This window comes from Roseobacter cerffii, assembly GCF_054226325.1.
The window spans coordinates 123,727-130,979 of record NZ_JBTBYJ010000003.1 but is presented as its reverse complement, the minus strand read 5'-3'; the positions used below and the strand labels follow the sequence as shown (position 1 = coordinate 130,979).

Below are 7,253 nucleotides of genomic sequence, written 5' to 3'. Positions count from 1 at the left end.
GAATGTTCCTGAAGTACCGAATCTCTCTTGTTCCCGTTATACCGAGTTTTGCGTTCCTGATGTACCGAATTTTTCAATATATTGCGGTACGCTATGTTCTGAGCCACAAGAGGCGTCAGTAGTTCACTTGCTCAAAGCCGTAGTTTCCCTCGTAATCACGCCAGTCGACGAAGACGGAGCGATGGAAAACTGCTGGACAGTCCTGCCCAAAACGCTCCAATCCCGTATGTGTTGGTGGCAGTTGGCTTAGGCTGATGCCCTGATGCCACCTAAACCCGCCATTGGGACCATACGTGCCAATCCGCATTTCAATGGATCGACTGCAATCGTGCTCGCGGCCTTTCTTTCGCTGGCGGGCATCTGAGATGTGAAAGACACGGATGGAGCGAACAAAGTTGAATGTGTCGTTCCTGATGTCGATGTCCGCTCCGGGTGTTGTCTGGGCCTGGTGCTCTAGAAGACCTGGAAGCGCACGCTTCTTCCAAGCGGCGGTGGTTTTGATTCTGGTGTGATCGGGGCCAGCCGTCTTATGGATGTGAGCAGATCGAAGTCGGTTTGGAGCAGTATATTCATGGACGTCTCTCAAGCCTGGCGATCGATCGCTGTCTTGCGGTGTGCTGAAGCCTGCATTCATTGGGCAGCGCCAAATTTGCAGAGGTGGTTCAACGGGCCACGGCGTGATGCGGCGGATGAACTCTGCCTTGGCACGTGCGCATGGTGGGGATGCGGGCCATCCACCAGCCAGGCAGATGAGGATCGCGCAGTCGATTTGATAATCTTGCGCTGCGCCTGGCTCGGATCCCAGACCAAACATCAAGGTGCCGACCATGATTCTCGCCGTGACTTTCGAGAGAAACCTTTGCATCGTATTGCCTATCGTCTGGGTTCAATATTATAATATTGATAGCAAAACAAAGAAGGACAAGCCCTCAGTACGCATGATGCGATTACAAAGATATTGTGAGCAAAATCCTGCCCAGTTGAGCTGCAACTCAAACAGGCACATGAATATTGGTAGTCACGTCATGGTTGAAATTGTAGTTATGCGGAACGTGCAAAGATGTATGATCCGAGCATCAGAAGGGCTTCGGACTGAGATTCGATGAAGGACGCGTCGCAATGAAAAACATCGACTGTAGCATTCTCGAACACCGCATGTCGCACCCATTCGAATGGCCGTGAATTCGCTTCACTCCCGCCTCGAGACAACTCACCACTCATGACCAAACTGTTCGCCCTTTCGCGCTAGCGTAATGGGTCCGCGGGGCCGCGTGCCAATTGGAAGGGTAACATGCCGGATGACAAAGAAGAAAACGAGGCTCGTGCAATCGAACGTATTGTCGACCTTGCAACCGGAGAGACAGTTGGGTTTTTTTACGTGTGGGAGGATGGGACGAAGCAACCTTATTGGTTTGACGGCGTTAAGTCTGATGTCATTGCAATTGAATTGGACAAGCGTGTTTGCACGCTCAGCTAGCTACAACGCATTCATCTTTTGGACCTGACTTACCCCGTGTCCACATGTTCGTATCAATCCCACCTAAGCTGGCGGTGAGTGACTTGGTACGGCTGATGAAAGGGCGGTCTTTGCACAAAGTGCAGTGCGAAGCCCCAGTCGAAGAAACGCTACTGGGGTTGTGAAACGTCAGACGAATTTGACCTTTACGTCAAGAACTGACCAAAAATCCCGAAAATCGGGGGTCGTAGACCTTCGCACAGATTGCGGCGAAGGGCTCGAAGGAACCCTGAGTCACAGATGCAGCAGAGCGTACAAATGTCTGCTCTGCAGCTCCTGTGAAGAATTGGTGAGCTGCTAGAAAGTGGTCGTCTATTCGATGCCAAAAGCAAACGGCGCGCCGTCTGGGTCACACAGGATGGGGTTATGGACTTGAACGGTTTCATTCACATCCACTGAAGCCGGCCGCGCCCCTTGGGTTTCCGCAGCTCGGCAGGCATCGGAGACTGAAGCAACCTTGATGCACGGCACCCAATCCGCGTTTGAACCTGATGGCCAAGTCGCCGTATGTTGGATCGCAACCAGATCGCCCGAACGACCGAGTAGAGCGAGACAATCCTTGTCTCGCTCGGGAGAAACCTGCCATCCGAAGAGTTCGGCGTAGAACGCCTGCGGGAATTCATTCCCGTTGCTGACGTACACTTCGGGGCCAAACTGTTGGCGCGGCACGGGAAAGCTATGCCGAGACAACGAAATCCCCACGAGAGCGCCGAGCGGATCGCGGACGAGTGCATTGCGACCGACACCCGGCACCTCGAACGGCTCCCGAACAATCTTGCCTCCGAGCGCCCCGACGCGTTTGAGCGTCACGTCCACGTGGGGAACCTCGATGTAAGCGATCCAGCCATTTTCCTGCTCCGGAGGCGTCTCGGCCAACCCCGCACCCGCTTCGTCACCGGATAGAGCAAGGACGAAATCCTTCTCGCCGCCACCCCAGGCAAAATCCGTCGCCTGCTCGATTTCATATGTCCAGTTAGCGATGTGCTGGTAGAATACCATTGAACGCGCCCTGTCCGATGTGAAAAGGTCGTGCCATACGATTTGACCTGCTTTCGACTGCGTCATCGTCTTACCTCCTGACACCTTTGATCTTTTTGGCACCGCGCACCAATTTTCCGAACGCCTTCTCGCGAGACCTGCGTTCAGCAAGGCTTGCGGAGTTGAACGCGTCCTCCGCCATTAGCTTACGCCATCTGCCAAGCCGACTGGTATCGAGAACGCCCTCATCAATTGCCGTCAGAACAGCGCATCCCGGCTCGGTCTCATGTTGGCAGTCGTTAAAGCGACACCACGCGGCCAATTCCTGAATGTCAGCAAAAAGATCGTTGATCCCTTCCGCCGCATCGGTGAGCTGCAATTCCCGCATGCCGGGGGTGTCGAGGATCAGACAACCATTGGGCATCGTATGAAGCTCGCGCCTCGTTGTTGTATGCCGCCCCTTTGCGTCGTCCTCACGAATGTCCTGGGTCTCGATAGATTGGCTTTCGAGCAAGGCATTGGTCAGCGTCGATTTCCCAACGCCGGAAGAGCCTAGAAACGCCACCGTTTTGGCGGGCTTGCACCAGGCTGCAAGTTCGGATTTCGGGGCAGAACCGCGTGCATCAAGTGCGACCACGTCGATCATCTCCGACACCGAGCGTGCCGCGTCGATGTAGCTTTGAGCATCCGCCACGAGGTCGGTCTTTGTGACGACGATGACAGGCGTAATCCGTGCCTCAAACGCCAGGGCGGCATAGCGCTCCAGCCGGGCCACTTTGAAGTCCTGATTGCAGGACGTTACGATAAAGGCCGTATCAATGTTCGCCGCGATCAGCTGTTCCTGCCGGTCTGTGCCGGGCGCGCGCCGCTTGATGAGGCTTGCGCGCTCAAGAACCCGACTGGATCGCGGGTGCGAAGGATCCAGCATCAGCCAGTCCCCGACCGTCACATCCGCTCTGGGAGGAAGTACAGTATCAATGTTGTCACCAAGGGCGTGCAGCCCACAGCGATGCACTTCGACAACGCGAACGGGAGGTGTCGCGGACAAATCGTCCACACTGATTTGCTGGGCGAAGAGGGGTTGCCACCCCAAGGCCTGAAGGGGGCTGAGTTTGGCGTGTGGTCCGGCATCGCGCGCGCGACGAGGAAGGAAGTCTGAGTAATCCCTTGTCATAGGGTGTTCACTTTCATGTCTCTGGCCCAAGTCAGATTTGGGTGCTGATGGTAGGAAACGAGTGAGCACATCAAAATTGTCCGTCAGCTACAAAGCGACGGCAACGTTTCAGGTGTCGTACGTGCTCCGGGAGGCGCGCTGCCTCCCTTCCTTACCGGGACATGAAATCTCCATTTCAGATATTGTGTACATGGGATGAACACGTGCACAAAACAACCGTTGATGGCTGATTTGGAGCTCTTCTTCAGTTGTCTGTAGCAGCCATTCAACAGGAAAAAGGTATGTCAGCTTCGTCCCGCGAACCAGACCTTGGCGCCAGTCGGGGTCGATGGCAGCGATGCGGGACAAACCGGCCTTGTGCAAATGCGGCTATTGCTGATGCAGTATTTGCATGCATCTGCGGCACGGCATTCTCCCAGACGCAATGCTCGCCACCAAAACGGTCATTCGTAGGTGTCTCTTTCTGTCGAAGCTGAACTATCAGTTCGGTTGTGGGCAGAAAGGCCTGTCAGGCTGTAACTTGCCAACATCATGCTGCTCCGTACGTTGTGGAGCTTTGCTACTGGTTCTGGATTTAAATCTCTCGCTGCATCATCAGCCGGAAACCACGGTCTACCTGCTGAAAAATGATCTCCCGCATGCCTCCTTTGCCTGCGCAAACTGCTATGCAGAAGCCCGCTGTTGCATGGGCCGCGCCACACCGACTTTCGCTCCGGCACTTTGAAGGCAGAGCAAAATCAGGAACGCCAGCGCATTCGTCCAAAAGATGAACCAGACGACAGATGCGGCGAAGGCACCTGTCGTGCCGCCAAGCACGAGGCTTGCCAGGAATACGGTTCCCTGTTGTGCCGCCCAAGCAGCAACAAAGGCCATGCCGAGCTTCGCGGGCAGCGTGACGCAGGGCGTCTGACGCAGGACAAAAAGCGCTGCGACGACTGCGGCGAGCGCGGAGAACCCAAGTGCCGCGCCCCAGGCGAGGGTCATGGCGTCGAGCGGATACCCGAGAAAGCCGAAGCCGATCGCCTGATTGGCAAGCCAGCCGAGGATTGCCAAAACCAGTGCGTCCCGAGCGGGCAGTGTGAGAGCGGTCAAAGCGCCCAGGGCCGCGAAGGGCATGCCGCAAGCGAGCGCAAAGCTGAACAAGATGGCGGCTGCAACAAGAACAACCATCCAGAGTGGAGATTGATTTGGCGCTTGGTCAGGCATGAGGGCTCTCCATTATGGTCAGGTCGCAATCTCACACATCGACCGACACCTTGCCAATGGGGTTGGAACAGCAGGCGAGGATGTACCCCTCGGCGATGTCGTCATCCGAGATGCCGCCATTGTGCACCATGTGGACCTCGCCGTGTGTCTTGCGGATCTTGCATGTCCCGCAAACGCCAAATGTGCATCCCGAAGGGATGTTGAGCCCATTGGCCTTGGCCGCCGCCAAAATGGTTTCTGTCTCTGTGACCTTTGCGGTCAAGCCTGAGGCGGAGAATGTGACCTCTGCCCGGGTGTCTTCGTCCGGGACCACATCATCCAGCGCGGGAGCATCTGCTTCGATTTCCACCGGGGCGTGGAAGCTCTCCTGATGGTATCGGTCCATGTCGTAGCCCAAGCCCTGGAGGGCATCGCGGACGGCCTGCATGAAGGGTTCAGGCCCACAGCAGAACACCTCTCGCTCAAGGTAATCCGGGGCCATTAGCCCTAACATGAGCTGATTAAACTGGCCCTGGTACCCCGTCCAAGGCGCGTAGCGGTCCGGCGTCTCGACCACCCATTTCAGGTCGATGCCCGGGACACGGGACGCCATGTGTTCGAGCCGTTCACGGAAGATGATCTCGCCTGGCCTGCGCGCGCAATTGACGAAGACGATATCGGGCTCGCTGCCGAGATCGAACATGAAGGTGGTCATCGACATCATGGGCGTGATGCCGGACCCGGCGGAGATAAAGAGGTATTTCTCGGCCGCGTGGTTCAGATGGGAAAACAGCCCGGCCGGCCCGAGCGCCTTGATTTGCACACCGGGCGCCAGATTTTCGAGCATCCAGCGCGTCCCGATACTGTCGTCCTGCGCCTTTGCCGTGATGGAGATCGACCGGGGCCGCGAGGGTGAGGAGGAGATCGTGTAGGTGCGAAGCACGGTCCCGCCGGGCGCAGGGATCTCCAGCGTCAGAAACTGCCCGGGCAAGAAATCGAAAAGCGCGCCGGACGGGGCTCGGAACGTGAAGGTCGCTGTATTCGGCACCTCTGGAATGACCGAGACGCACTCGAGCATCTCGTCATCCGACCAGATGGCGCGGGCTGGAACGCCGGACATGTCATTCATGGGACTACTCCGCCGCAACGGCAACGGGGTCGAGCCGCTTGGTCATCGTGTTGTAATACCAATCGACGAAACCCATAACGCCGGTCTCGTGGATCGGCGAATAAGGGCCCGGCTCGTAGGCGGGCGAATTGATCCCTTTCTGATTGTCCTCGACCACTTGGCGGTCTTCGTCATTGGTCGCGATCCACACCTCGGTCAGGCGCTTGAGGTCATAGTCCACGCCTTCGACCGCGTCTTTGTGCACCAGCCATTTCGTCGTGACTTCTGTGGTCGTCGGCGTCAGGGGCGTGACCCGGAAGACGATTGAATGATCCGGCAGGAAGTGGTTCCAGGTCGTCGGGTAGTGGTACTTGAGAAGTGTCCCCGCAGTATCGTCGCGCACCCGACCGAGGATTTTGGCGGTGGCGGGCTTGAGGTCCATCGTGAAACTTTTCGCCCCCGGCAGAAGCGGCATCCGTGCAAGGCGGTATTGCAAATCCTCCGACATGCGGAACTGCGACGGATATCCCTGCGCCTCCATCTTTTCGAAATGCGCCTGCAGATGCGGTGGGCTCACCCCTTCCTCAATGCCCGTGATGGTCGGATCATCGGTGAAAGACCGGCAAAGGCCAGGATGGTTGCCGCCGCAATGGTAGCATTCACGGTTGTTCTCCCACACGAGCTTCCAGTTGCCGTTCTCGATAATGGTTGTTTCATGTGCGACTTTGGCGTCGCTCAGGTCGTGCACCGCCAGGTACGGTGCGGCCATGTCTGCGAAGGCGTCGAAATCCGGCGCAACAGAGGCCAGACAAATGTAGACGAGCCCCGCGAGTTCGCGGCAATGCACCGGTTTCAGTCCATGTTGGCTCGCGTCGAAGTCTTCGCCCATGTCGCGCGCCCAGAGGAGCCGCCCATCAAGTTCATAAGTCCACTGGTGGTAGGGGCAGACGATCTTGGGGTTCGTGCCCTTCGCAGCCTTGCACAGAACCGACCCACGGTGGCGGCATGAATTGTGAAAAGCACGGATGGCGCCATCCTGACCACGCACGACGATCACGCCGTAATCGCCCACCTGGTGGGTGATGTAACTTCCGGGTTTCGGAAGATCACAGGTCGGCGCGACAAAGAGCCAGTCCCGGTAGAATATCGTCTCCATATCCGTCCGGAACACGTCCGGGTCGGTGTAGAATGCCTGTTCAAGCGCATAGCCCGGCTTGCGCCGCACCAGCAATTCGCTGATCGGAATGGTGTGCATATCTTGGCCTCCTGCCGCGCCCCGCGGCATGCTGGAG

At 57.2% G+C, this 7,253-nt stretch carries 7 protein-coding genes and 1 pseudogene; 2 read left to right on the top strand and 6 right to left on the bottom strand.

The window, feature by feature from the left end; genetic code table 11:
- Positions 1-115: 115 nt before the first annotated feature.
- Entirely contained in the window at positions 116-829 is a 714-nt protein-coding gene (locus ACVC7O_RS22345; protein ID WP_458326322.1) for a hypothetical protein, read from the bottom strand.
- 462 nt (positions 830-1,291) lie between these two features.
- Between ACVC7O_RS22345 and ACVC7O_RS22340 the strand changes: the two genes are divergently transcribed.
- Together ACVC7O_RS22340 and ACVC7O_RS22335 are read left to right on the top strand one after the other, a co-directional pair.
- Entirely contained in the window at positions 1,292-1,477 is a 186-nt protein-coding gene (locus ACVC7O_RS22340) for a hypothetical protein (RefSeq protein WP_458326321.1), read from the top strand.
- Positions 1,478-1,515: 38 nt separating this feature from the next.
- A pseudogene (locus ACVC7O_RS22335) lies at positions 1,516-1,633 on the top strand (transposase); the annotation flags it as partial.
- A 195-nt stretch (positions 1,634-1,828) separates the two neighbouring features.
- On the opposite strand, the gene ACVC7O_RS22330 reads toward ACVC7O_RS22335, so the two are convergent.
- The 5 genes from ACVC7O_RS22330 to ACVC7O_RS22310 form a co-directional block, all read right to left on the bottom strand.
- Entirely contained in the window at positions 1,829-2,581 is a 753-nt protein-coding gene (locus tag ACVC7O_RS22330) for a VOC family protein (protein ID WP_458326320.1), read from the bottom strand.
- A gap of 4 nt (positions 2,582-2,585) precedes the next feature.
- On the bottom strand, positions 2,586-3,668 hold the full coding sequence (rsgA, locus tag ACVC7O_RS22325) for a ribosome small subunit-dependent GTPase A (protein ID WP_458326319.1): 1,083 nt from the start codon (positions 3,666-3,668) through the stop codon (positions 2,586-2,588).
- A 663-nt stretch (positions 3,669-4,331) separates the two neighbouring features.
- The gene (locus ACVC7O_RS22320) at positions 4,332-4,874 is read right to left on the bottom strand and encodes a hypothetical protein (protein ID WP_458326318.1); all 543 of its coding nucleotides are present in this window, start codon (positions 4,872-4,874) and stop codon (positions 4,332-4,334) included.
- A gap of 31 nt (positions 4,875-4,905) precedes the next feature.
- On the bottom strand, positions 4,906-5,982 hold the full coding sequence (locus ACVC7O_RS22315; protein WP_458326317.1) for a 2Fe-2S iron-sulfur cluster-binding protein: 1,077 nt from the start codon (positions 5,980-5,982) through the stop codon (positions 4,906-4,908).
- Between the two features lie 4 nt (positions 5,983-5,986).
- Positions 5,987-7,216, bottom strand: coding sequence for an aromatic ring-hydroxylating oxygenase subunit alpha (locus ACVC7O_RS22310; RefSeq protein ID WP_458326316.1), 1,230 nt, complete (start codon positions 7,214-7,216; stop codon positions 5,987-5,989).
- Positions 7,217-7,253 lie beyond the last annotated feature (37 nt).

Bases quoted from the DNA above. Each gene is read 5' to 3' on its own strand.
- ACVC7O_RS22330 (WP_458326320.1), bottom strand. From the start codon at position 2,581: ATGACGCAGTCGAAAGCAGGTCAAATCGTATGGCACGACCTTTTCACA.
- ACVC7O_RS22345 (WP_458326322.1), bottom strand. From the start codon at position 829: ATGGTCGGCACCTTGATGTTTGGTCTGGGATCCGAGCCAGGCGCAGCG.
- ACVC7O_RS22340 (WP_458326321.1), top strand. From the start codon at position 1,292: ATGCCGGATGACAAAGAAGAAAACGAGGCTCGTGCAATCGAACGTATT.
- ACVC7O_RS22320 (WP_458326318.1), bottom strand. From the start codon at position 4,874: ATGCCTGACCAAGCGCCAAATCAATCTCCACTCTGGATGGTTGTTCTT.
- ACVC7O_RS22310 (WP_458326316.1), bottom strand. From the start codon at position 7,216: ATGCACACCATTCCGATCAGCGAATTGCTGGTGCGGCGCAAGCCGGGC.
- ACVC7O_RS22315 (WP_458326317.1), bottom strand. From the start codon at position 5,982: ATGAATGACATGTCCGGCGTTCCAGCCCGCGCCATCTGGTCGGATGAC.
- rsgA (WP_458326319.1), bottom strand. From the start codon at position 3,668: ATGACAAGGGATTACTCAGACTTCCTTCCTCGTCGCGCGCGCGATGCC.